Consider the following 25352-nt stretch of genomic DNA (forward strand, 5'->3'; position numbering starts at 1 on the left):
TGTATGGATACAGGTAAATTTAAAAAGTTAAATGCTTATCATGTCGTTTTTCTAACTCAAAATACGATGGTAGGGGTGTCACTATTCTCGTTACCAAATGATATGAGTCAAGCAGGATATAATTTATGGCTGTTGCCGATTATACTCGGATTATTATCAAATTTGGCCCTTATTCCGATCATTTACTTATGTAAGCAATACCCAAACGATACTTTATTTAAGATTAATGAGAAATTACTTGGGAGTTTATTTGGAAAAGTGTTGAATTTTTTTGTTTTTAGTTATGCGGTAATCGCATTAGCTTCCGTTAGTCAAAGGTATTTAAGACTCGTTCAAACCGTAACATTACCTGAATATACGATAACTTGGATAGCAATCGTATTTTTTGCTGTATTAATATGTATTGTAATGGGTGGTATCAAGTCCATTGCTCGCTTCTGTATGTTTTCGTTCTTTTTTACAGCCTGGTTAATTTATTATCTCAAGTGGGCGCTTCAGTCTGGGAATTGGCTGCATGCAGTACCCACCTTTGAGGTCAGTGGACTAGCATGGCTACACGCTCTTCATAATGGGGCACCAGCCATGTTTGGCTTTGGACTTATTCTATTTTATTATCCCTATATTATTAATCAAGAAAAAGCATTCTTACATGTTTCCATTGGTATATGGATTGCCGTATTTTTTTATTTTGCTGTTTCGTTGGCTAGTGTCGTTTACTTTTCGTCTTGGCAATTAAGTAATTTATTATTTCCTGTTCTGAACTTATTTCAAGCTGTTCAGCTAGCATTTCTAGAGCGGATCGAAACGTTTGGAACGTCCCTTTGGACCTTCTTAGCTCTATCTACAGCTTCTGCCTATTTATGGGTAGGAAAAAAAGGGATAGATTCATTGTTATCTAACCATAAAAACCGAACATGGCATTTATACATTTGTGCTGTCGTTGGGCTAATTTTGTTTAACGGTCCTATTCCATTTTATTTACAAATCAAAATATTTGAAAAATGGTTAGTTTACTACGGGTACGGGATACATATTTTACCAGTTGTTTTGCTTATCCTACATAGTTTTAAAAAGGATAAGGAGAAAGGGGTTCCTTTATGAAACTTGTTTCTAGAGGTGTCTTATTACTACTAATCGGATTATTACTTGGTTGCGATGATCCAAATATACAGAAACCAGTGATTGAGGATTTAGGGATGATAGGTGTAATGGGGTTTGATTATGTTGATGATGAAAGAGTAAAGGTCGTTGTGACCTTACCCCAACCCCAACATGATGCAAAAGAGCAAGTCCAAAGCTATTCGACAATTGTGCGAATGCCCCATCAATCGGTAATGGATATATCAACTTTAACAGAAAAAGTGTTATCTCCACTTCAATTAAGAGTTATTTTATTTAGCGAGGAATATGCAAGAAAAGTAGGGGTGTGGAAGGCACTTGAAAATTTGTATCGAGATCCCCAAGTTGGTACTAACATATTTATCGCAGTCGTAAAAGGATCAACAGAAGATATAATTAAAAGAGACTACAAAGATAAACCAGAAATTAACGTGTATTTAAATGAGTTATTAAAACCGAGGGTAATGACTGCGTTTAGTCCATTTACAACGATCCATTATTTTATTAATAAACAAACCGATGAAGTTGCTGATCCTTCTACACCTTACCTTGAATTGGTCAATGAAAATTCGCTAAAAATAACGAAGGTTGCTCTTTTTAGTGGAGATAAAATGATTGCTACGTTAGATCCAGAAGAAGCTAAATTAGTTCAAGCGATGAAAAGAAGAAGGAATTTACCTGATATCTCTGTCATGATTCCTGGAGTAAACAAAGGTGATAAAGAGGAGATGGCGATATTAAAGTTTGTAGCTACAAAGTTTGGTATAGAAGCCAATGATGATTTAAGTGAACCAGAGTTATTTCTCCATTTTTATATACGAGGAAGCATCGTTGATTATGATGGTGCCAGAGACTTAGCAAATTTAGAGGAAAGAAGAGAATTAGAAAATAAGATTAGTAACCGTCTAGAAGAAAGAGTGATTAAGACCGTAAAACAGTTTCAAGAATTGGGCGTTGACCCAGCAGGGTTTGGAGAGCATTTTCGTATAAAGGCTCCTAGAGAATGGGATAAGGAAAAATGGAGTGAAATCTTTAAACAAACAGATATAACTACACATGTAGAGATTAGGATTATTTCTACGGGAACCATTAGTTAAAGTAGTAAGGTATGAGCGCTATTAGTAAGTAAAAAGTCTAGTTTTTTCTAAATTACGATTAGGGTTAGAACATTCGGGTATGTGATTAACACCAAAAGTATAAGAGGTGATTATATGTTTTGGATGTTAATAGGTATTCTTATCCTGTTATGGTTATTAGGTTTTTCTTTTGAAATAGCTGGTGGTATCATACATGTGCTGATTGTTATAGCATTGATATTAGTCATATTTAATTTGGTGACGGGAAGGCGAATGTAGTGAGGAAAGGGTAAGATTGAAAAGTTGATTTGGTCCTTCAACATGGGGCGGAAAGCGTTTTAGTAAAAGCTTTTAGATGTAAAGTCCTTAAAGAAAAATTGTCAATCATTTTTCCTAAAAAAAATATGCTTAGCTAAAAATTTTCATATTGCTTCTAGTCATCCATCTAAGTATAATTTTCTTGTTTACATCATAATTAACTGTTGGAATGGGGAATAGGAATTGACGGCGTTAAGAATTTTATTCGTCTATAATTGGGTACCTGATGAGGAAAGAACAGAAGCATTTAAAGAATGTGCTTCTACTAAAACCGTACAGCGACTCACAGCAATTTTTCAGTCTTATCAAATGGAAGTAATTCCTCTTAATCTATTTAGTAAAGAGCAATTAGCAGAAGCGATAAATTTGCATGAACCTAATTTAGCTTTTGTAATTGCGGAAGGTTTCCTAGATCAACCAGAAACCTTATATGATGGATCAGGTGCGTTAAGTATTCGAGAAGTACTTGAAAATCTTGAAGTACCGTACTCACATTCCGATGTTGAAACGATGCAATCATGCCGTAATAAGGATATTACGTATGAAAAGCTAGGTCAAAAAGAGGTCGCTATTCCTCGATTCTTTGTTTTTAGTGAAAGACAAGAAGATATTGAAAATATTGATCGTGTGGAATATGTTGTTGGATACCCGATGTTCCTTAAGCCTTGTGGTGGTGGCTGCAGCATAGGCATTGATGAGCAGTCCATTGTGAGAAATCGCAGCGATTTAATATCAAAAATAGAGCAATTAAGGGATATGATTGGAGATCAACCGATACTTGCGGAAACGTATTTGCCAGGTCGAGAGTACACAGTCGGTGTCATAGGTAATGGGGTACCGAATGTTCTTCCTGTAGTTGCTTTCCCAGAGGCATTTAATGTTCGAAGTCAAGAAGTAAAAGCGGTTGAACATCAATCAAGAAGTGAATTCGAGATTATTCCAGCAACGTCTCCTGTTGGTGCAAAAATAAAAGATACAGCTATGCAAGTGTTTCAAGCACTTGGAGCACGTGATCTTATTCGGTTAGATTTACGAGAAGGTGAAGATGGTAGGGTATATGTTATTGATGTGAATGGAACCCCGTCACTATCATTAACAGGTTCACTTGCATTTATGGCAGAAAATAGTAACGTTCAGTACCCAGAGTTTATCGCTTACTTTTTATTTGTAACATTGTCACGGTATGGATTACCTATAAATGAACATCTAAATGAAAACGCAATGAAAGTATCAACGTATTTACAAGGTATTTTTGAAAACCAAATTGCTTAAAATATAATTTCTAAAGAGGCTGACTTAATTAAGTTGGTCTCTTCTGTTGTTTAGGCAGCTATAACGATAATACATATTTCGGGAGTGATTTAGAAAGTATAAGTAATAAGAATTACTCTTTGAAACAGATCGTTGAGTAAAGAAGTGAAGGATTTGTTAACGGTAAAATATTGGCATTATACATGAAGTAATAACGTTCACAGACTTTGGAGGTGTCCCTATATGAAAAGAAAGAATATCGCTGAAGATAAACCAACTTTAACGAATGCACCAGAAAATGAGGAGTATACAATTCGTTCAGATGTTAGTAGCTATTCACCGCAAAATACAAATCCATACTATGCTGGCGATTCAGTTAATGAACATAAAGAACAAGAAGAAGCTAATCAAGGCATAGCAGGAGAAGAAATAAAACAACAAAACGAAAACCTGTAAAAGCAACGGTAAAGCATCGGTGCCAGGCACCTTTAACATAGCACAGTGTTAAAGGTGCCTGGCACCCCATAGATAGGAGTGAGGGAGTGCGTGTTATTCATCTTCGACTTAATGAAAATAGTTGTGAAGATTAAGAACCTAACACTAGTTGTAGGGACTATTATTTTCATTGTTCTAAGCTCCTTTATAGTTCATTATTTAGAACCAGATACTTTTCCTACTTTATTTTTAGGTTTCTGGTATGTTATGACGACTATAACAACGACAGGTTATGGTGATTTTGTTCCACAGACAGTAGCAGGAAAGTGGTTTGCTCTTTTTTTATATCTGTTTGGAATAACATTAATTGGTGTGTTTATCGGAAAAATGGTCGAAGGGATAGGGGTTTATCGCAAGCTTAAGGAGGAAGGGAAATTGCGCTATAAAGGAAGTGGCCATTACGTCATCATTGGCTGGTCACAAAAGGCCAAAAAAACAATTGACGAGCTTTTGCTAGCTAAAGAAGACGCTAATATCCTTATTGTTGACCTTCATCATGTCACGCCCTATGACAAAGATCAAATTCACTTTATACATGGTGATGCGACTGACCCTGATACACTTGAGAAAGCCAATATAACTAAAGCGGATTCTGTTCTAATTTTTGCCCCAGATACAATTAATGATCCATTGTCCATTGATGGAAGGTCACTGTTAATTGCTTCTTCTATAGAGCACTTAGCGAGTAAGAAGAAAAAGGACATTTATACAATCGTTGAAATTGTAAGAGAAAGTCATATCCCAACTTTTAAGCATGCCTGTGTAGATGAGTTTGTGCTATCTAGTGAGGCTTTTTCTGATTTAATGGCAAAATCGGCATTGCATAAAGGATCCACGAAAGTGTTTATGCAATTATTAAGTAGAGAATACGGAGATAATGTTTGGGAAATCGAAAAAAAACCAAACTGGAAGACCTACAATGATGCGTTTGAGGCATTGAAGAATATAGGAGCTAATTTATTGTCGGAAAGCAATGATTTTAGCATTATTCGTCGTCTTCAAGATGAGGTCCCAGACAATGCAAAACTTTATGTCATTTGTGATGAGTCCACATATAAAAAAATAAAGTTGATGTGACACTGTTTTTACTGTGAGGGTAACGATTATAAAAAAACATAATCAAAGTTATCGATAAACCCCTGTCTTCTATAGTTCAAATACATAATGGAGCTTTGTGTGAAATAAGTATGAAATATATAGGCATAATGCTTTCTACAATTGTGTTGGACAACGGAAGTAAGGGGTTTTGCATATGGTGCATGTAATACTTAGAAACTTCTTTTTGTTCCTATCTAAAAATCAGTTACTAAATCGTGGAGCAAGAAAATGGGGCCTTAAGTTAGGGGCTTCGCAAGTAGTTGCTGGAGAAACGATTTCCAAAGCAATGAAAGTGGTAGATGAGCTTAACAAAAAAGGTCTAGTTTGTACGGTTGATCATTTAGGCGAGTTTGTCAAAACAAAAGAGGAGGCTACAGAATCTACTGAATATTGTATTCGCACGTTAAAAGCAATTAATAAAACAGGTGTTAATTGTAATCTCTCATTAAAACTTACTCAACTCGGTTTAGATGTTGACCCGCAGCTCTGTTATGAAAACATGAAAAAAATTTTAGCGTCTGCAAAAGAACATACTATATTTGTTCGAATAGATATGGAAGACTATTCTCATTGCCAATCAACCATCGACCTGTTAGAAAACTTAAGAAAAGAATATGATGGATTAGTAGGAACTGCCATCCAAGCCTATTTGTATCGTGCTTTAGATGATGTTGAAAATTTAAAAGATGTAAATTTACGTCTTGTTAAAGGTGCTTATAGAGAACCACCTGAATTTGCATATCAAAAGAAAGAAGAAATTGACACCAACTTTTTAAAAATGATCAAGCTACATTTGCGGTCGGGGAGTTATACAGCAATTGCCACACATGATCATCAAATCATTCAAAAGGTTAAGGAGTTTTGTGAACAAGAAAAAATCCCTAGAAGTCAATTTGAGTTTCAAATGCTCTTTGGATTTCGAACAGAATTACAGGAGCAAATTGCAAAAGAAGGATATACAATGAGGATTTATGTACCATACGGTAAAGACTGGTATGGTTACTTCATGAGAAGATTAGCTGAACGCCCACAAAATGTTTCTTTTGCTTTAAGAGGCTTTTTTTCAAAGTAAATGTGTTATAAATTGAGGCTGTTTTTGTAATAGGCATTTTTTCAAAAACTTGTTGCTATTGGACCGTTTTGGGAATATCGGTCCAATAGCTTATGTTAACAACCGCAATTCTATAGAAGGAACAAAGTAAATGGTCTGCTTATGGTCTATCTACTTCTTAGTTTTTTAATGGGGCGTTTTGTTGGTTTTTAATTTTTCTAATCCGATATTGTAAGTTTTGTCTGCTTAAACCTAAGGCATTCGCTGCTCGTGAGATGTTTCCATCATGAGAAGATAATGCAGACTTCACGTACTGCTCTTCCATTTTTTCTAAGTATGCTTTTAAAGGCATTTTAGGATTTTGCTTTACAACTTTAGGCTGGAGAGGCTCTAAGCCAACTTGATCCTCCTTTGTAGAAAGAATTCTCTGTTGGATAATCCGTGGAAGATACGTCATTGTAATCTCTTCTTCATCCATCATTAAATTCATGGCAGCTTCAACAATGTGTTCTAATTCTCGTACGTTACCTGGCCAATCGTAATTATACAAATGATGTAGTATGTCGTTAGCGACACCTTTTACATTCATCTGAAATTTATAATTGTATAATTCGATGAAGTGTCTCATTAAAGGTTTAATATCCTCGAGCCTTTCTCGTAGCGGTGGAATAAATAAGGAAACAACGCTCAAACGGTAATATAGATCCTTACGTAAACGGCCTTCCGAAATAGCACTGATAGGATCCTCATTAATGGTTGAGATTATTCGCACGTCAATCTCGAGGTCTTTCGTATCGCCAACTCTTCTGATTGTTTTTTCTTGGATAGCTCTTAATAATTTCGCTTGAAGGTTAGGGTTTAAAGAGTTAATTTCATCTAGTAACAACGTGCCACCTTCGGCTTGTTCAAACAAACCTGGATGATCAGCTGCGCCTGTAAACGCGCCTCGTTTTGTACCAAATAATAGTCCTTCAATTAAGCTATCAGGAAGAGCAGCACAGTTTTGAGAAATGAAAGGTTTATGTGCCCGCTCACTACCATTGTGGATACTTTGAGCAAAAATCTCTTTCCCCGTTCCAGTCTCTCCAGTAATTAAAACTGAAGAAGGTGTTCGTGTAACCCTCTTAGCGTTTTCTATTACTTCTTTAATTGCTGAACTTGTACCGATGATACTATCAAAAGAATAGCGTGTATTATGATTTTGTCTATTTTGTCGAATAAGCTTTTCTATCTTTGTAACATCTTTTGCAATTTCAAAAGCACCTTCTAGTTTATCATTGTCAACAAACGGAAACGTATGATTAATAGTAATTATTTCTTCGCCTTTATTATTAAAATACTGTTGCTTCACATTTTTTGTTGTTTGCTTTTCTTCTAATGCTTGAAGTAATGTACTCGTTTGTTCATTAGGAAACTCGAATACTTCACGAATGTTTTTTCCAATTACGTCCTTAGCATTCATAGATTCAATGGTTGACATCTTATTGTTATATAAGATCGTTTCTCCATTTTTATTTACGACATGAATACCCACATCTAATTCTTGAATGACTGTGGTCAATAATTTTATTAATGATTCACGATCTATGTTAGAAGTATTCTTCTCCATATATAACCAGCCTCCTCATAGTATTTAAAGTATAGAAGATTACTAATCTACTAGCAAATAATTTTTGCATGAAAAAATAATAATTGAAACAATGTGCAAAAATATTGTTTGGTACTTACATTTTAAAAGGAAAACTTACTCTATAAAGCCACTTTACGTTCTGAAAGGCTTGAGAAATTAACATTTCACACAGCAGAGCCCAATTAACGTATTTCAACAACTCTACGTTTACAATGCTTTCTGAAAATGTTGGCATAATACTTGCAATAAACGAATTAGAATAGAGAAAAGAATAGGAGGAATTTAAATTGAATATTACAACGAAAATTATTGAAAAGACAGAAAAGTACGGTGCTAAAAATTATCATCCTCTTCCGATTGTCATTGCTAAAGGTGAAGGAGTTTGGGTTGAAGATCCTGAAGGAAATCGCTTTATGGATATGTTAAGTGCGTACTCTGCCCTAAACCAAGGACATCGCCATCCGAAAATTATACAAGCATTAAAAGACCAAGCAGATCGAATTACGCTTACGTCACGTGCTTTTCATAATGATAAACTAGGCGATTTTTATGAAAAAGTAACAGCACTAACACGAAAAGATATGGTACTACCGATGAATACAGGAGCTGAGGCTGTAGAAACAGCAGTAAAAGCAGCAAGGCGTTGGGCATATGATGTCAAAGGGGTAGAGGAAAACCAAGCAGAGATTATCGTCTGTGAAGATAATTTTCATGGGCGCACGATGACAGCCGTTTCGATGTCTTCTAGTGATGAATATAAACGTGGCTTTGGTCCAATGCTTCCAGGGATAAAAGTAGTTCCGTACGGTGACCTAGAGGCATTTAAAAATGCTATTTCTAAAAATACAGCGGCATTTATTTTAGAACCGATCCAAGGAGAAGCAGGAATTAATATTCCACCTAAAGGATATTTAGCCAAAGCTTATGAATTGTGTAAACAAGAGAACGTGTTATTTATAGCTGATGAAATTCAAACGGGATTAGGGAGAACGGGTAAATGGTTTGCTTGTGACTGGGAGAACGTAGACCCTGACATGTATATATTAGGAAAGGCACTGGGCGGTGGTGTAATGCCTATTTCAGCAGTTGCAGGTAATGAACAAGTGTTAGGAGTTTTTAATCCAGGGTCCCACGGTTCAACATTTGGTGGAAATCCATTAGCATGTGCAACTGCAGTTGCGTCGCTAGAAGTGCTTGAAAAAGAAAACCTAGTGGAAAGATCTGCAAAGCTAGGTGATTATCTTTTAAGTGAGCTTCGAAACATAGAGCATCCCAATATTAACGAAGTAAGGGGAAGAGGATTATTTATCGGAATTGAATTAAATGTTCCAGCAAGGCCTTACTGTGAGAAGCTAAAAGAATTAGGGTTACTTTGTAAAGAAACCCATGAAAATGTTATCCGTTTCGCCCCGCCTCTTGTGATCACGCAAGAAGAATTAGATTGGGCGTTAGACCGAGTTCGTTCTGTTTTTAAAACAACTTAATTAAAGTTTTCTAGATAAAACCATAGTTATGAGAGCCGATATAGGGCAGCTACTTTGAAGCTTAAGTGTTTGTTTCTGCATTTAACACAAGTACTGCCCTGGTCGGCTTTTTAATTATTAGAAATAATAATTAGCAAAAGATTGTTTTCTTCACGCTTTATCGAGAAGCTTTTGAACGGATTAATATTTGTAAAATAAAGAATAATATTGCAAAATAGAAACTAGTTTATTTACATACTCGTATTCGCAAAAGAAAGGGTGTTACAGATGATTAAACTAATAAAAAATGGCACAATATTTAGCCCTGATTACCAAGGTAAAAAAGATATCTTAATTGTTGACCGACGCATTGGGGCGATTGAAGAAGAAATTAATATAGAAGGACTACCATATGTAGAAGTGTTGGATGCTGAAGGTAAGCTCGTTGTTCCAGGTTTTATTGATAACCATGTTCATATTATGGGAGGTGGTGGTGAAGGGAGCTACCGAACACGTACTCCAGAACTGCAACTTTCTGATGCTATTAAAGGGGGAATTACAACTTTAGTTGGTGTCATTGGTACAGACGGGACAACTAGAACAATGCCAAGCCTTGTTGCAAAAGCGAAAGCTCTAAAAGAAGAAGGGATTACTTGCTACATCCAAACGGGTTCCTATCAAGTTCCAGTAAAAACACTTACAGGCAGTGTTGAGGAAGATATTATTTTAGTAGAAGAAATCATTGGTGCAGGAGAAATTGCGATAGCTGATCATCGTTCCTCACAACCTACATATGAGGAATTAGCTAAAATAGCTTCTCAAGCGAGAGTGGCTGGCATGCTATCAGGTAAAGCTGGAATTGTTAATGTTCATATAGGGGACAGCGATTCGAAGCTTTCTTTAATAGAAGAAGTGGTAGAAAAGACAGATATTCCAGTGCGACAGTTTTTACCCACACATATTAATCGAAATCGCAAGTTATTTGAGGCTGGTATTAACTATGCTAAACGTGGTGGATATGTTGACTTTACAACATCTAGTATTGAGAAGAAAGTGACTAAAGGGCAAGTAAAGTGTAGTGAAGGATTAAGAGAAATGTTAGACGCTGGAGTGCCTTTGGAGCATATTACTTTTACTTCGGATGGACAAGCAAGTTTACCAGAGTTTGATGAAAATGGTGTGTTTATCGGTTTACAAGTTGGTCGAGTGACATCTTTATATAAAGAGGTAAAAGATGCGATTGTAAATGAAAAAATAGATCTTGAAAAGGCGATCAAAGTAATAACAGCAAACCCTGCTGATATTCTGAAGTTTACAAAGAAAGGGTATATAGAAGTAGGAAGAGATGCAGACATCGTTTTCCTCAATCAAGAGACGTATGATATTGAATCTGTAATTGCTTTAGGTCAAACAATGATGTGGGAAGATAATATACTTGTGAAGGGTACTTTTGAATAAGTTTACGATTTGTAAATGCCCGAGGTAAATAGCTTTCATACGGTATTATAATACAAACCAAACGGAGTGCGGTGGCACTCCGTTTGCAGTATTAAAGACTCGGTTTAGTTTCTACCATGACTATTGCCATTGTTTTTAAGAAGAACTTTTAGTCCTTGCCCCATGTCAGATGCCAATACATAGTTTCTGTCCACGAACACTCCCCAAACATTTCCTTGATCAGGAACATATTGAGCTATTTTTTTAGGGTTGCTTGGATCTGTTATATCAACTCCAACTACTCCTCCAGAATAATAAGATAAGTATAAAGTGTTACCATGAACTTTAGGATCATGAACAGTCTTTGCGAAGGTTGATACAGCTGGATCTGGAATATCAAATGTTAATTCTGTAGTAAACTCACTTAATAGAATAGGATTTGTCTTATCTTTAATATCAAAGATACGAGTATATCCATATGCACTTTCATAGCCGGCACCTACAGGATTTGCTACTTCACGCGTTTCTATTAAAATGTTACCGCCTTTAGCTAACGCTGCAGAGTGAGCCGCCCCTTTTTGATCTGGTCGATAAGATGTATTTCCTAAGTATACAGGGTTTTCTGGATCTTTAATGTCAAAAATAACCGTTCCTAAATCCCACATGGAAACATAAGCATATTGGGCGTTATTATCAGTAATAACACTATGGTTAAACACAGGACGTGTGTGACCATCTGGAGCATGCCAATGGTAGCCATTAAAGTTATCAGGAATTTGTTCTAACTCTCTTGGATCCCATTGCCATAGTAACTCTGGGTCAGAAGGGTTTGATACATCGATAATTTGGAAGTCTTTTTGTTCCCCATTAGTGTAATAATCAGCATAAGGATTTGAAGCTAACACAAGTGCACGATTTCCTTGCGTTGTTAAGTATAACTCATGCGTCCCGGTAATTTTTCGATCTAATTGATAAAATCCTAATCGTTCTGGATTGTAAGGGTCAGTTACATCATATAGTAAAACCCCACCGTAGCTGTTAGGTCTATTAGCATTATTTCTAGAAGTTTGCTGAAGACTTACTGCAGCTAGATCTCCTTTAAAGTGTGGAGTATTAACAGACTTAACGATTACTTTTTCTTGCCAAGTATTTGGAATTTCATCTGCAAACACTGATACTTCAACTGGGTTTGAAGGGTCTTTTAGATCAAAAACTCTTACTCCTCCATTACCTCCGTTTGCAGTGTGAGTTCCTGTGTAAGCAAAACCTTTATGAGCATAAACATCAGCCATATTATTTTGGACACCATTGTTTTCATTTAATTGTACCGCAGCAGCTTCTCTCAAAAAAGAAAGGTTTTTCTGTCCGTTGACTGAGTAACCTAAAGTTTGAATGGATTCTTGATCGAATACATAAGCTTCTTTTGAAACACCCTCTTCAAGTGCATCATGGGCAAAAACTACTGGCGAAAATGCAGAGAATGTAAGAATTCCGGCTAATGTAGTATTAATAAAAATTTTCTTTTTGTTCAATAATAACGACCTCCAAATTAATAGAATTTAATTACATTTCAGATTATATCTGTATTTTTATTTGTTCACTATGTTTAACTTTCTTGTTATTTCGACAACCGAAATTTTATAGTAGATTAGGTCTAGGACTGTTTGTTTTACGTTCACGTATTCAATACTTTAAATTTATAATGAGTATGATAAAAGTATTGTAAGAAAATTTATTTTCCAAAAAACTACTAGTATATATTTCATGGATAAAGATGTTTTTACTGTTAATAAAGTGCAAAAGTAGGATTTTTAGGTTGTTATCGCCAAGGTTACAAAAATAGGAATGATAGACGCCTTCTAACTAACAATTATTGTAAGATTTAACTATTTTATTTACTGATTGAGTGAAAGGGTTTTTCTATTAACTAGATGAAAAATTCGGTACAATAAGAATAGTGAAGACGGAGAAACAAGGGGATAAAAAATGAGTGATAATAACTCGAAAACAAATGAATTAAAGGTGCCGTTTAGTAGCTTACAGGAAGTAGTAGATAAAATTAGTGAACTCCTTAACTGTCCTGTGACGCTAGAGGACGAAACACATAGATTAATTACTTATAGTAAACACGATATTCATACGGACCCAGCAAGGCTCGAGACGATTATAAGTCGCCAGGTTCCATTTAAAGTAACCCAGCGCTTGTGGAAACAAGGGATAATTCAAAAATTAAACGAAAGCAGTCAACCGATTCGAATAAAAGCAATTGAAGATATAGGTTTAGGGGATCGGGTTGCGATCTCAATAAAGCAAAAAGATGATGTACTCGGGTATATTTGGGTTATTGAAATGGAAAATACGATAAATTCTAATGGCTTTGATTTACTTGCAGTAGCAGCACAAACACTTCGGGTGTTTTTATTGAAACACCGTTTACAACAGCGCAAAGAAACAGAGGGACAACAGCGTTTCTTTTGGAGGTTATTAAATAATAGCTACCAACAGAAAGAAGACATCATTGCTGGGTTTAATAAGCTCCAAGTTGAGATCCCAGAACGTTATTCAATTGCCGCATTCCGCTTTTCAACTAGAATTACGGCTAGACAAGAACAACAATTTATCACGTACCTTCATGCAAATAACGATTTAGATATGGTCTTTTACCATATTGATCAATTTGATTTTACGATTTTGCTTTCACCTAAAAATCATCGAATTACACTGAAGAAGTTACCGCAAGTGATGGAAGATATTATTGCTTCTTTCAATGGTAAAACAGAGGACCCTGCTAAAGTGATAGGTGGTTGCAGTCAGTTATATACAAAAATAGAGCGTATAGATAAGGCGTACCGTGAAGCGTTAACTGTCATGGACTTAAAAGATACGTATGCTAATGAATTGACTTCAACCTATGGTTACTGGGAGTTAGGTGTTTTTAAATACCTTGATATTATGATTGAGAGAAAATCAGAAGATAAAATAGATTGTTTTCCTATTTCGTTTTTAGCTGACTATGATGAAAAAAACCAAACGAATTTACTAGAAACATTAGAAGTATTCTTGAATACAGATGGGAATGTGAATGAAGCATCAAAAGAACTACATGTACATCCAAATACGTTAAATTATCGCATGAAAAGAATTGTTGAATTAACAGGGATCAAGCTTAAGGACCCTAAAGTAAAATTGGATTTATATTTAGAATTTAAAATTAGAAGATGGATGGGCAAGTAACTTTGTAAAAAAACACAAAGGCGCTTGCTTTTTTTTTAGAAGTTTCACAAAGTCGAATAGCTTTATAATCTATATACTGTAATTAAAGTAATTAGATTATAGGAGGCATGTCCAATGATTATCGGCGTCCCTAAAGAGATAAAAAATAATGAAAACCGTGTAGCACTAACACCAGCTGGTGTTTTGACACTAACTAACGCAGGTCATCAAGTAATAATCGAAGACCAAGCAGGAGTTGGGAGCGGATTTGCTAACGAAGATTATATTGCAGCGGGTGCGCAAATTATTGCTTCTGCCAAAGATGTTTGGGGCCAAGCGGAAATGGTGATGAAAGTTAAAGAGCCACTTCCATCAGAGTATGAATACTTCCGTAAAGGATTAATTTTATTTACGTATTTACATTTAGCAGCTGAACCGAGCTTAGCAAAAGCATTAGTAGAAAAAGAGGTTACTGCTATTGCATATGAAACAGTTGAAGTAAATCGTACGCTTCCATTACTAACTCCTATGAGTGAGGTAGCAGGACGTATGGCAGCACAGATTGGTGCTCAATTCCTTGAAAAACCTAAAGGTGGAAAAGGAATTTTACTATCAGGAATTCCAGGTGTAAAACGAGGAAAAGTTACGATTATTGGTGGCGGAGTTGTTGGTACAAATGCTGCAAAAATTGCTATTGGTTTAGGAGCCGAAGTAACGATTATCGACTTAAGTCCTGAACGTTTACGCCAACTCGATGATATCTTTGGGAATTCAATTCAAACATTAATTTCTAACCCATTAAATATTGCTGAAGCAGTTAAGGAAAGTGACTTAGTGATTGGAGCTGTTCTTATCCCTGGAGCGAAAGCACCAAAGCTCGTCACTGAAGCAATGATCCAATCTATGTCAGCAGGTTCAGTAGTCGTTGATGTTGCAATTGACCAAGGTGGTATAATCGAAACTGTTGATCAAATTACAACTCACGATAACCCAACATATGTTAAGCATGGTGTGGTTCATTACGCAGTTGCTAATATGCCAGGTGCTGTTCCACGTACATCAACGATTGGTTTAACAAATGTTACAGTTCCTTATGCATTACAAATCGCTAATAAAGGTGTACTAAAAGCGATCACTGATAATACAGCATTAAAACTTGGTGTTAATGCTGCAAATGGTGCAATCACATATGAAGCTGTAGCTAAAGCTTTAGATATGTCATATGTACCAGTTGAGCAAGCAATTACTGGAGTTACTGCATAATTAAAATGTTTTCCCCAAAAAATGTTTAATTATAGAAAGGAAGAGGAAAAACCATCTAGGTTTTTCCTCTTTTTTCATTTTAGCTGTGTTAAAGCTTTAGTTGATATACGTTGACTTATGGCTCATCTGATACCAAACGATAGCTTGGTTCTTCATATTTGAGGAAAGAGCTAATTAACATTAATGTTAATAAATGGTGTATTTTTTTAATATTTTATTAACATGTCCTTAATAATCGTTTGCTATCTTTTACTTAATATATTGTGTTTTAAGCTGGTTTGATAAGCTAAATTGTACTACTCTTAGGAGGAATTTATGAAAGATTATAAAATATATTTCTTTCATTTAGATGGTTTGTTAACGAATAGGAACTTAATTACCCCATATACATATGAAGTGATGAACTTATTAAAAAAACAAAACAAAAAGGTATTTTATTTAACTAACCAACTAGAGCGTTCAGGCGCTAAAATAAAAAAACAATTGGAATCACTTGGTTTAAAAGTAGCTCTAAATCAATTGATAACACCTATACATGCGATTCAAGAATATTTTGGGGATAAAACAAGATCAGTAAGTATTTTTATAGTAGGTTCTGAATTAATAAAAGATGAGTTGCGAAAAAAAGGAAGTCATATTATAGAGACTTCATCAGAAAAAACAAAGGGAGAAGTTTACGTATTATTAGCACTGTCTAATAATATGGAATACGAGCAATTACAGCAAAGTTTCTTTTTATTACAGCGTGGTGCAAAGCTTGTAATTTTAAACCCAGACTTATTATGTTCAACCACAAATAGAACTTTATTAGATTCAGGTTCCATTGCAAGAGTGTATATGAGTGAGCAGTCTATGACGAACGTGAAAAAAGACATAATTGGAAAACCATCTATATGGATGCAACAAGTGTTATTAAGAAAAGTTCATAATCAACATGGTCGTGCTGTAATGATTGGTGCTTCATTAACAAGCGATATTGCAATAGGCCAAGCTATTGGTATAGATACAATTTTACTTACAAGTGGACATACTGTATTTGATTTAGACGGTGTAAAACAAAAACCGACATATGTATTCCCAGAAATTAAAGATCTTTATTATGAAATAAAAGGTCGTGAATTAGTTTAAAGGTAAATATAATTCAAGTAGTTTAATGTATTTATTTATATAGTATGGGCTATAGATTACATATTCATATAACTTAAATCTATTTTGGGCCAGTCATTAAGGGCTTGGATAGCTAATTTTTAGAAAGAGGTGTTATAAATGACAGAGGTGTTTGCACATCGAGGATTATCTGGACTTTATCCTGAAAATACAATGATTGCTTTTAAAGCAGCGGCAAAGCTACCTATAGATGGAATTGAATTGGATGTACAACTGACAAAAGATAATGTACCTATCGTAATTCATGATGTAACATTGGATCGCACAACCGAAGGTAGAGGAATGGTACGTGAGCACACACTGGACCAAATAAGATCTTATAGTGCTGGCACATGGTATAGTGAGCAGTTTCGAGTAGAAAAAGTCCCGACGTTAGAGGAAGTGTTGGTCTGGGCGAAGGAAGAGACTCTTAAGCTGAATATAGAGTTGAAAGGGCCTGCATGGGAGCGAGAGGAGCTATGGGAGGCTGTTAAACTGTTAATTGATCGTTATAATATGATTGAGCAAGTAATTATCTCTTCTTTTGACCATGTATTAATAGCAAAAATACAAAAGGAAGTTCCGATGTTAGAAACAGCGGTTATTGTCGTCTCTGGTATGTATCAACCTTTATCTTATATACAAACGATTGGGACAAAAGGGTTTCATTACTTTTTCCCTTTAATGTTGGAACATGAGGTTAAACCACTTATGGAGGCTGGGGTTTTAGTTAGACCTTATACAATTAATGATAAGCAGATGTTGAAAAAGGCATTTCAAAGTAAAGTGACAGCCATATTTACTGATTATCCGCACATTGCTTTACAATTAAAAGATGAATAAAATAAGTTTAAGGGCTAACGCTTCTCTATGTAAAGAGACTCGTTAGCCCTTAAAATTTGAGATTGATATTCACTTTATCTTTCTATGGAAACAAGTTGAGGACGATTATTATGATAATAGATTAAGTTAATCTCTTGACCAATTAGTTTATCGTATATGTTCGCAGTACCATAGGGAATTTGTATAACTTTATGTTTGTCCCCAATAAGTATTTCAATAGAAATATTGTCAACGATGCCAACAATGGTAGCAGAACTTTTTATTAATCCTTCCTTCTTGATGACTAACTGCTGATCTATAAGAATTACATCATTTTTTAGATGATTATTTTTTTTGAGTGTTGCTACAGATGAATTAAATCGCTGCGCAATGCTCCAAAGAGTATCTCCTGCTACAACTGTATATGTTGCACTGTTGACTTGGCCCACATCAGTATTTTTATGCTTTTTTACTTGGTTTGTTGCATTTTGTTGTTGATTTGTATTCTCGAATCGATTGGGTATAACGAGTATTTGATCGACTTTTATGAGATTAGAAGCCAAATTATTGATGACCTTAATTTCTTGTATGGTAAGTTGATATTTTTTTGCAATTGAATAAAGAGTATCTCCATAATTTACTTTATAACTTAAGAGATTCTCTGACATTTGTAACTTTGTTTTTTCTGTCTGGGAGGTGGTTTTAGCATTTTGATTAGCATTCATAGGAAGAGTTAATTTTTGGCCAGCCCTAATGAAATCAGACGATAAATCATTTGCATGGATAATCTCATCAACAGTAAGTTGATATTTTTTAGCGAGTGAGTAAAGAGTATCACCATACTGTACTGTATAATCCGATGAACGAGCTAAAGCCTTTTCTGTTACACTACTAAGATTTAATAAAGCGCTTGTAACGAGAGCTCCTGCAAAAGCGTAACGTATCACCTTATCTTTTTTTATTTTTGTGGTCTTTTGTTTTTCTGCTAATATTCTTTCTTTACGAGTTTTAGTAATCACTTTGTAATCAGACAATGTAATCTCTCCCCATAACAATCAAACTATCTAACAAAATCGAATATTTTAAATAACCTCGTATATTATTCGACAATTTTTCACATTTTGGAATACAATTTTGACAAAAGGGTAGAATAGTAGTGTCATAATCTTTTTATCACAGGGAAAATGAACGAGGAATTTAGTTGGGGAAGAGGGCGATGTACCTGTAAAAAATAATTTGGATTTGAGACTAAAGACATAAGATTTCAATATGTAATTCCTGGTAATTTTTATTTGAAGAACTTTTTATATAAATATTCCGATAGCAACAAAGTATACGAAAACAGGCAAAACTCCTCTAACTCAAATGAACGTTTGAGTTAGGGGAGTTATTATAAACTATTGTTTATACTTTGACAGGGCTAAGACGCCAAATTTCACTGGCATATTCAGATATCGTCCGGTCACTAGAGAATTTTCCAGAATGGGCGATATTCGTAATACTTTTCTTTAACCAATTACTCCGATTTCGGTAATTTTGATCGACCATCTCTTGAGCTTCAAGATAACTATCAAAATCTTTCAAGACAAAAAATTCATCGTTGTTTGAAAGGATATTATAATAGATATCTTTAAATTCATATTCATCTTTATTAAAATAGCCATTTACTAGTTGGTCGAGTATCGTACGAATACGATGGTCAGAGTTATAAATATATCTAGCATTATATCCACCAAATTGATAATAATTTAACACTTCTTGTGCTGTTAAGCCAAAGATGAAGATATTTTCGTCACCAACCATCTCTTTTATCTCTACGTTAGCACCGTCTAATGTCCCAAGAGTTAAAGCGCCATTCATCATTAATTTCATATTGCCTGTTCCAGAAGCTTCTTTACTTGCAGTTGAAATTTGTTGACTGACATCGGCTGCAGGGATGATTTTTTCTGCAAGAGATACACTATAGTTCTCGAGAAAGACAACCTTTATCTTATTTTTTATGGTTGGGTCGTTATTAATTCTATTAGCAGCAGTGACAATTAGATTGATAACTTCTTTTGCAAAATGATAGCTAGGTGCAGCTTTTGCTCCAAAGATAAAAGTACGTGGCGTAATATCAATGTTTGGGTTTTCTCTTAGCACATTGTATAAATGAATAATATGAAAAATATTCATTAGTTGGCGCTTATACCCATGTAGTCGTTTGATTTGTACATCAAAGATTGAGTTTTCGTCAACAACAATATTGCAACTATCTTTTATTACTTTAGCAAGATTGCTTTTGTTTTTTTGTTTTACATAACTAATTTTTTCTTGAAATGCAGGATCAGAAGCATATTTTAGTAAGCCAATAAGCTCTTTCGGTTGAGTGATCCATCTCTTTCCAATTGTGTCGGTAACGAGTTCAGCTAATTGTGGGTTAGCATTCATTAACCAACGTCTGTGAGTAATTCCGTTCGTCTTGTTATTATACTTGGAAGGATAGACAGTGTAAAAATCTTTCATTTCTTTAGCTTTTAATATGTCAGTATGAATTCTAGCAACTCCATTGACGCTAAAGCTACCAACTATAGCTAAATGGGCCATGTGGACTTGTTCATAAGCGATAATTGCCATCTGTGGAATTTTTTCACGAAGTTCTGGAAAGTCAAACCATAGCATCTGGCAAAAACGTTCATTAATTTCCTCAATGATCATATAAATTCTTGGTATTAGTTGTTGTACTAGAGAAACAGGCCATTTTTCTAGTGCTTCACTTAAAGTTGTATGATTTGTATAAGCTACAGTTTTGGTTGTAATAGCCCACGCTTCATCCCAGCCAAAACCTTCCTCGTCCATCAAAATTCTCATTAATTCTGGGATAACTAAGCTCGGATGTGTGTCGTTGATTTGCATTGTAATCTTGTCTGGAAGTTGTCTCAAATCATTATTATACTTTTCTTTAAACATTCTTATGATACTTTGAACCCCAGCTGATACAAGAAAGTATTGTTGCTTAAGGCGTAGTAATTTTCCTTCAAAAAAAGAATCATCGGGGTAGAGGAATTCTGAAATGGATTCAATGGACCGTTTATACTCTAAATACTTATAATAATCATTTCGGTTAGAAGAATGGAAATTGAAGTCGTTTGTGGTAGATTCAGCACTCCATAAGCGTAAAGTATTTACTGTTTGATTTTCGTACCCGACAATTGGGACATCATAAGGAACAGCCATTACGGTCTCATAGTCAGTATGAAAGAAAGATAAATGCCCATCAATCATTTCAGTGTGTACCTTTCCACCAAAACGAACTTTAATTGCCTTATCAGCTCGTCGAACTTCCCAAACATAGTCCTCCTCTAACCAATAATCTGGAAGCTCCACTTGGTGTCCATCAATTAACTTTTGTTGAAATAAACCATATTTATAACGAATCCCACAGCCATGTCCAGGGAGCTCTAGAGAAGCGAGAGAATCTAAAAAACAAGCTGCTAGTCGCCCTAAACCACCATTCCCAAGACCAGCATCATGTTCCTGTTCAAAAATTTCTTCAGGGTTAATACCTAATTCCAAGAGTGCATCTTTTACGATTGTTAAAGTTCCAGTATTGAGTAAATTACTTTCTAATAAACGTCCTAATAAAAACTCCATTGAAAAATAATAAACTTGTTTTTCTCCATTTTTCAAATAACGCTTATTTGTAATAAGCCAGCTTTTATTGATCTTCTCTTTCACTAGAGTACCGATGGTTTGATAGATTTCAATAGGAGTAGCATCCTCTAAGACCTTTCCAAATCTTGTCTCTAAATTCTCAATAAAAGCAACTTTAAATGACTCTTTATTTGAAAACATAATCCCACTCCCTTAAACCTTTAAGGTTTTCTTATACAAATCTGTATAACGTTTGGCTGATTGTTCCCATGAGTAATTGGATTGATAAACATTTTTTAATAACTGCGACCAATGCTCCTTATCATTATAAAAACTAATCGCGCGTTTAATTGTATATAACATGTCATGAGCATTGTAATTAGTAAAACTGAATCCATTACCACTGTATGAAAACTCATCGTATGGTTGTATGGTATCTTTAAGACCGCCTGTTTCCCTAACAATAGGGACACTTTCATATCTCAAGGCAATAAGTTGACCAATACCACAAGGTTCAAAGCGAGAAGGCATCAAAAATAAATCCGAAGCCGCGTAAATTTTTCTAGCTAACGGTTCACTAAATTTAATATTGGTAGAGACTTTATTTGGGAACCGGTAAGCAGCTTCTTCAAACGCATGCTCAAACTCGACATCACCTGTACCTAAAATAACGAGTTGGATGTCTAACGAAAGTAATTCATCTAATACATGACGAATTAGTGGAAAGCCTTTTTGTTCTACAAAACGACTAACAATAGCAACCATTGGTACTTCATCTACTTTAGGAAGCCCTAATTCTTCCTGAAGGAGGCGTTTATTTACCATTTTCTCAATAGGTGATTGACTATAGTTTTTGTAAATATAAGGATCTGTTTCAGGGTTATATTCATCGTAATCTACCCCGTTAACAATCCCATGTAAATCGTCTTTTCGATAAATGAGCATATCCTCTAATTTCTCACCGAAATATGGATATTGAATTTCTTTCGAATATGTCTCACTTACGGTTGTTAACACATCAGAGTGGAATAAACCTGCTTTCATGAAATTTATACATCCGTTATATTCAATACCAAAAAAATGTTCATCACTAAAGTTAAGAAGATCGTGAAATATACTTGCAGAGTAAATTCCTTGATACATAAGGTTATGGATTGTGAAGACAGTCTTTAATTCGCGATAAAAAGGTCGGTATGTATACATTGTTTTAATATAGGCAGGTATTAATCCTGTTTGCCAATCATGACAATGTAAAACTTGTGGTTTTTCGTCTAAATAAGGTAAACAATCAATAACCGCATGGTTAAAGAAAGCGAAGCGTTCACCATCATCATAGTGTCCGTATAAACCTTTACGTTTAAAGTAGTATTCATTATCAATAAAGTAATAAGTAATACCCTTATGAACCAATTGTAATAAACCACAATACTGCTTTCTCCAACCAACATGTACGGTTAGTGTTTTAATCAGCGTCATTTGGTCTTTATATTCTTCTGGTATATCACTATAATTCGGTAGCATAATAGATACATTCACACCGGTATTTTTTAGAGAGGAGGGAAGAGAACCGATAACATCGGCTAATCCTCCTGTCTTGATAAATGGTGTGCATTCTGATGCAATGAATAGTACGTTCAATTTCTCCAGCTCCTTATAGGTGGAGTTTAATGAGTCCAGGAAAAATCTCTTTCGGCAGCAGTACTTCGACTAAAAACCCCACGTCCTGTGGGAACGTCGAAGTCACCACATCCTGTGGAAGCTCGTTGGTTTGCTCCTGCGTTCCTTACGTATAAAAAACATACGCTGCGCTACTCGTAGCTACACTGCCTCGAACTTCTCGGATCTTTTTGTCCTCCTCATTAAACTTGATAAATATTGTTCGATAATTAGGAATAATTTTTGTACATAGTAGACCTTCGGCTAAAACCTTATGTTACGGGAATGCCGAAGGCCACTACCATCTTTCTATTTTATTATCGAACGATGACTTTTTAGATTTAAGTTTCACTTTATATTACTTTACGCTTTGCAACAACATATGGTTGTTCGCTACATCCAACAAGGGTTCGTTCTGGTGATAAAACTACATCCTTATCTAGTATGACATTCTCAATTAGACTATCTTCTTTTATATCACAACGTTGCATAACAATTGAATTTTTAATCACTGTCCCTTTTTCTACGTGAACACCACGGAATAAAATACTATTTTCTACAGTACCTTCAATTACGCAGCCGTTTGCGATTAACGAATTTTTTACGGAGGAACCCTTTATGTATTTAGCAGGGGGTTCATCTTTGACCTTTGTTAATATTAAATTTTCATTAAAGAACAAGTTTCGATAAACTTTAGGGTTAAGAAGAGACATGCTATGTTTATAGTAACTCTCAATAGAATTGATAACCGCTAAATATCCATGGTAGGAGTACCCCATTACTTTTAGCTGATCTAGGTTCTGAATAATCCCATCTCTAAAAAAATTATCCATTCGGCGAGCAATACAATGGTCAACAATGTCCATAAGTAACTTTTTATGAATGATCATCATATCTAAAGATACATAATGGTTAAAATGGTCATTGGTAATAGCAGTGACTCTTCCAGTTTCATCCATTTCCACTTTATGACACTGTTTATGCTCTTCTTCAAGGTTTGGTACAGGTTTGTAAATAACAGTTACATCAGCACCTGTTTCTAAATGATACTTAAATGCATGGTTATAATCAATATTACACACGTTTTGACTACCCGTTATTAACACATATTGCGAGATACCTCTATCGAAAAAATCACGGTTGTTATGAAAATGCTGAAGGTCCCCTTGAGATATATCAGAAGGATCATTCCAATCAGGAGGGAGAATAAACAGTCCTCCACGCTTACGGTCTAAATCCCAAGCTGCACCTGTACCTAGATGGTCCATAAGTGAACGATATTTTCTTCTTGTAAAGACAGCAGTGTCACTAATTTTAGCATTGACCATGTTTGATAAAACAAAATCGATTAAACGGTATCTTCCCCCAAATGGAACAGCAGCACCGCAACGAAAGTATGTTAACTCATTTAATAAATCTAACTCACTATCTAAGTTAATTACACCCATCATAGAATCCATTTATAATACCCCTCTCTACTAACATCCGAACAAAATCTCTTAACCGTTAACAACTGCAATGTCTGAAAGAACAGTTTCTTTATCTATTACAACAATATCTTTAGGTGTACTTGGCTTAATGACAATATTATCAGGAATATATGTGCCTTCATTAATAATCGCTCTTTCTATAGTTACATTTTTTCCAACTGTAACATTTGGCATAATGACAGAGTCTTTAATTAGACTATTTTCTTGCACTTCAACTCCATGAAAAAGAATAGAACGGTTGACCGTACCATAAATTAAGCAACCCTCGTTTATCATAGAACACTCAATTAATGCAGTAGGAGCAATATATTGAGGAGGTTGATTTGGATTGACTGAATAAATTTTCCAATTTGGATCATTTAGCTGTAAGGATGGTGAATCCCTCAACAAGTCCATGTTAGCTTCCCAAAAGCTACTAACAGTTCCAACATCCTTCCAATACCCTCTAAACGGGAAGGCAACTAGATTTTTATCATCAGCCAGCATCTTTGGAATAATATCCTTTCCAAAGTCGTTACTAGAATAAGGTTGAGTTGAATCTTCAATTAAGTATGATCTTAAAACCTTCCAATTGAAGATATAAATTCCCATAGAAGCTAAATTATTTTTTGGGTTTTCTGGCTTTTCTTCAAATTCATTAATAATATAGTTTTCGTTTGTATTCATAATTCCGAAGCGACTTGCTTCCTCCCAAGGAACTTCAATTACCGAAATAGTTGCATCTGCATTATTTTTCTTATGGAAATCTAGCATAGCAGCATAGTTCATTTTATAAATGTGGTCACCCGAAATAATAAGAACATATTCTGGGTCGTATTGTTCAATAAAATTTATATTTTGAAAGATAGCGTCAGCTGTTCCTTTATACCAAGACCCACCACTTTTTTCTATATAAGGAGGTAAGGCACTTAGTCCACCATTTCGACGATCTAAGTCCCAGGGGCTCCCAATTCCTAAATGTGTATTTAATGCTAACGGCTCATATTGAGTTAAAACACCGACGGTATCTATACCAGAATTCGTACAATTACTTAGTGTAAAGTCAATAATTCGATATTTCCCACCAAAGTATACTGCGGGTTTAGCAATTTTCTTAGTCAAGAGTCCTAATCTTTTGCCTTCTCCTCCTGCTAACAACATTCCGACACATTCTTTCTTTTGTTTCATATGATCGCCTCGCTCTCTTTCTAT

General features: G+C 35.1%; 20 protein-coding genes. 13 read left to right on the forward strand and 7 right to left on the reverse strand.

Translation table 11 applies throughout. From position 1 onward, the window contains the following. The first annotated feature begins 3 nt into the window (after positions 1–3). The 7 genes from GKP30_RS10065 (at position 4) to GKP30_RS10095 (ending at position 6429) form a co-directional block, all read left to right on the forward strand. On the forward strand, positions 4–1101 hold the full coding sequence (locus GKP30_RS10065; protein WP_216829312.1) for a GerAB/ArcD/ProY family transporter: 1098 nt from the start codon (positions 4–6) through the stop codon (positions 1099–1101). Further along, a complete protein-coding gene (locus GKP30_RS10070; RefSeq protein WP_216829313.1) occupies positions 1098–2216 on the forward strand; it encodes a Ger(x)C family spore germination protein in 1119 nt (372 codons plus the stop codon). Before GKP30_RS10065 ends, GKP30_RS10070 begins: the two co-directional genes overlap by 4 nt. A gap of 123 nt (positions 2217–2339) precedes the next feature. Continuing rightward, complete coding sequence (locus tag GKP30_RS10075) at positions 2340–2474, forward strand: lmo0937 family membrane protein (protein ID WP_328703142.1); 135 nt, start codon at positions 2340–2342, stop codon at positions 2472–2474. A gap of 222 nt (positions 2475–2696) precedes the next feature. Next, a complete protein-coding gene (locus tag GKP30_RS10080) occupies positions 2697–3785 on the forward strand; it encodes a D-alanine--D-alanine ligase family protein (RefSeq protein WP_216829315.1) in 1089 nt (362 codons plus the stop codon). A 222-nt stretch (positions 3786–4007) separates the two neighbouring features. Continuing rightward, positions 4008–4220, forward strand: a complete 213-nt coding sequence (locus tag GKP30_RS10085; protein ID WP_216829429.1) for a hypothetical protein — start codon at positions 4008–4010, stop codon at positions 4218–4220. Positions 4221–4310: 90 nt separating this feature from the next. Further along, the gene (locus GKP30_RS10090; RefSeq protein ID WP_216829316.1) at positions 4311–5336 is read left to right on the forward strand and encodes a potassium channel family protein; all 1026 of its coding nucleotides are present in this window, start codon (positions 4311–4313) and stop codon (positions 5334–5336) included. A 175-nt stretch (positions 5337–5511) separates the two neighbouring features. Next, positions 5512–6429 (forward strand): proline dehydrogenase family protein, encoded by a 918-nt coding sequence (locus tag GKP30_RS10095; RefSeq protein ID WP_216829317.1) that lies wholly within the window; start codon positions 5512–5514, stop codon positions 6427–6429. Between the two features lie 157 nt (positions 6430–6586). Here the strand turns inward: GKP30_RS10095 and GKP30_RS10100 are convergent, their stop codons facing one another. Then, positions 6587–8017 (reverse strand): sigma-54 interaction domain-containing protein, encoded by a 1431-nt coding sequence (locus GKP30_RS10100; protein ID WP_216829318.1) that lies wholly within the window; start codon positions 8015–8017, stop codon positions 6587–6589. A gap of 308 nt (positions 8018–8325) precedes the next feature. On the opposite strand from GKP30_RS10100, the gene GKP30_RS10105 reads away from it, so the two are divergent. After that, on the forward strand, positions 8326–9522 hold the full coding sequence (locus GKP30_RS10105; protein WP_216829319.1) for an ornithine--oxo-acid transaminase: 1197 nt from the start codon (positions 8326–8328) through the stop codon (positions 9520–9522). Positions 9523–9789: 267 nt separating this feature from the next. After that, positions 9790–10959, forward strand: coding sequence for a beta-aspartyl-peptidase (iadA, locus tag GKP30_RS10110; RefSeq protein WP_216829320.1), 1170 nt, complete (start codon positions 9790–9792; stop codon positions 10957–10959). A 104-nt stretch (positions 10960–11063) separates the two neighbouring features. Here iadA and GKP30_RS10115 read toward each other — a convergent pair whose 3' ends face one another. Then, positions 11064–12470, reverse strand: coding sequence for an LVIVD repeat-containing protein (locus GKP30_RS10115; protein WP_216829321.1), 1407 nt, complete (start codon positions 12468–12470; stop codon positions 11064–11066). 454 nt (positions 12471–12924) lie between these two features. Between GKP30_RS10115 and GKP30_RS10120 the strand changes: the two genes are divergently transcribed. The 4 genes from GKP30_RS10120 (at position 12925) to GKP30_RS10135 (ending at position 17403) form a co-directional block, all read left to right on the forward strand. Then, entirely contained in the window at positions 12925–14172 is a 1248-nt protein-coding gene (locus tag GKP30_RS10120) for a PucR family transcriptional regulator (protein ID WP_216829322.1), read from the forward strand. Positions 14173–14286: 114 nt separating this feature from the next. Continuing rightward, the gene (gene ald, locus GKP30_RS10125) at positions 14287–15414 is read left to right on the forward strand and encodes an alanine dehydrogenase (protein WP_216829323.1); all 1128 of its coding nucleotides are present in this window, start codon (positions 14287–14289) and stop codon (positions 15412–15414) included. 315 nt (positions 15415–15729) lie between these two features. Further along, a complete protein-coding gene (locus tag GKP30_RS10130; protein WP_216829324.1) occupies positions 15730–16542 on the forward strand; it encodes an HAD-IIA family hydrolase in 813 nt (270 codons plus the stop codon). Positions 16543–16680: 138 nt separating this feature from the next. After that, the gene (locus tag GKP30_RS10135; protein ID WP_216829325.1) at positions 16681–17403 is read left to right on the forward strand and encodes a glycerophosphodiester phosphodiesterase; all 723 of its coding nucleotides are present in this window, start codon (positions 16681–16683) and stop codon (positions 17401–17403) included. 74 nt (positions 17404–17477) lie between these two features. Here the strand turns inward: GKP30_RS10135 and GKP30_RS10140 are convergent, their stop codons facing one another. The 5 genes from GKP30_RS10140 to GKP30_RS10160 form a co-directional block, all read right to left on the reverse strand. Beyond that, entirely contained in the window at positions 17478–18416 is a 939-nt protein-coding gene (locus GKP30_RS10140) for a LysM peptidoglycan-binding domain-containing protein (RefSeq protein ID WP_216829326.1), read from the reverse strand. Positions 18417–18786: 370 nt separating this feature from the next. Further along, positions 18787–21216 carry a glycogen/starch/alpha-glucan phosphorylase gene (locus GKP30_RS10145; protein ID WP_216829327.1) on the reverse strand — a complete coding sequence of 810 codons (2430 nt, stop codon included), beginning with the start codon at positions 21214–21216 and terminating at the stop codon, positions 18787–18789. 12 nt (positions 21217–21228) lie between these two features. Continuing rightward, complete coding sequence (gene glgA / locus GKP30_RS10150) at positions 21229–22653, reverse strand: glycogen synthase GlgA (RefSeq protein WP_216829328.1); 1425 nt, start codon at positions 22651–22653, stop codon at positions 21229–21231. A gap of 371 nt (positions 22654–23024) precedes the next feature. After that, positions 23025–24131, reverse strand: coding sequence for a glucose-1-phosphate adenylyltransferase subunit GlgD (gene glgD, locus GKP30_RS10155; RefSeq protein ID WP_216829329.1), 1107 nt, complete (start codon positions 24129–24131; stop codon positions 23025–23027). A 39-nt stretch (positions 24132–24170) separates the two neighbouring features. Next, the gene (locus GKP30_RS10160; protein ID WP_216829330.1) at positions 24171–25328 is read right to left on the reverse strand and encodes a glucose-1-phosphate adenylyltransferase; all 1158 of its coding nucleotides are present in this window, start codon (positions 25326–25328) and stop codon (positions 24171–24173) included. Positions 25329–25352 lie beyond the last annotated feature (24 nt).

It is taken from the genome of Alkalihalobacterium elongatum (assembly GCF_019024285.1).
Classification (GTDB): Bacteria; Bacillota; Bacilli; order Bacillales; family Bacillaceae_F; genus Alkalihalobacterium; species Alkalihalobacterium elongatum.

Excerpts from the sequence above, each read along its gene's own strand:
- GKP30_RS10120 (WP_216829322.1), top strand. The coding sequence starts at position 12,925 with ATGAGTGATAATAACTCGAAAACAAATGAATTAAAGGTGCCGTTTAGT.
- GKP30_RS10160 (WP_216829330.1), bottom strand. The coding sequence starts at position 25,328 with ATGAAACAAAAGAAAGAATGTGTCGGAATGTTGTTAGCAGGAGGAGAA.
- GKP30_RS10075 (WP_328703142.1), top strand. The coding sequence starts at position 2,340 with ATGTTAATAGGTATTCTTATCCTGTTATGGTTATTAGGTTTTTCTTTT.
- GKP30_RS10095 (WP_216829317.1), top strand. The coding sequence starts at position 5,512 with ATGGTGCATGTAATACTTAGAAACTTCTTTTTGTTCCTATCTAAAAAT.
- GKP30_RS10100 (WP_216829318.1), bottom strand. The coding sequence starts at position 8,017 with ATGGAGAAGAATACTTCTAACATAGATCGTGAATCATTAATAAAATTA.
- GKP30_RS10085 (WP_216829429.1), top strand. The coding sequence starts at position 4,008 with ATGAAAAGAAAGAATATCGCTGAAGATAAACCAACTTTAACGAATGCA.
- GKP30_RS10135 (WP_216829325.1), top strand. The coding sequence starts at position 16,681 with ATGACAGAGGTGTTTGCACATCGAGGATTATCTGGACTTTATCCTGAA.
- GKP30_RS10145 (WP_216829327.1), bottom strand. The coding sequence starts at position 21,216 with ATGTTTTCAAATAAAGAGTCATTTAAAGTTGCTTTTATTGAGAATTTA.
- GKP30_RS10070 (WP_216829313.1), top strand. The coding sequence starts at position 1,098 with ATGAAACTTGTTTCTAGAGGTGTCTTATTACTACTAATCGGATTATTA.
- GKP30_RS10065 (WP_216829312.1), top strand. The coding sequence starts at position 4 with ATGGATACAGGTAAATTTAAAAAGTTAAATGCTTATCATGTCGTTTTT.
- iadA (WP_216829320.1), top strand. The coding sequence starts at position 9,790 with ATGATTAAACTAATAAAAAATGGCACAATATTTAGCCCTGATTACCAA.
- glgD (WP_216829329.1), bottom strand. The coding sequence starts at position 24,131 with ATGGATTCTATGATGGGTGTAATTAACTTAGATAGTGAGTTAGATTTA.
- ald (WP_216829323.1), top strand. The coding sequence starts at position 14,287 with ATGATTATCGGCGTCCCTAAAGAGATAAAAAATAATGAAAACCGTGTA.
- GKP30_RS10130 (WP_216829324.1), top strand. The coding sequence starts at position 15,730 with ATGAAAGATTATAAAATATATTTCTTTCATTTAGATGGTTTGTTAACG.